Raw genomic sequence first — 270 nt, forward strand, 5'->3', positions numbered from 1 at the left:
TTCATGATGTTCGGTCTGATTGTCGCTGACAAGAACTAAGTTTTGTTTTGATTGTCGCGGAGCGACAAACCAACCGTGTCCTTGGTCGTCGCGTGATCGGGCGGGCGCCCCGGGCCTTTGTGTTTGCGCTCAAGCGCCGCTCGCCGCCGGTAGCTTTCGACGTTGATTTCGAAGATCGTTGCGTGATGGACCAACCGATCCACGGCGGCCAGCGTCATCGCGGGATCTGGGAAAACCTTGCCCCACGCGCCGAACGGCTGGTTGGCGGTG

General features: G+C 59.6%; 1 protein-coding gene. It reads right to left on the minus strand.

Going from position 1 to position 270, the window contains the following annotated elements:
* Window positions 1–35: 35 nt before the first annotated feature.
* Window positions 36–270 (minus strand): ATP-binding protein (locus GSQ89_RS00040; RefSeq protein WP_158920653.1); only part of this gene is annotated, 235 nt, incomplete at its 5' end.

The organism is Acidisphaera sp. S103, assembly GCF_009765975.1.
Classification (GTDB): Bacteria; Pseudomonadota; Alphaproteobacteria; order Acetobacterales; family Acetobacteraceae; genus Rhodopila.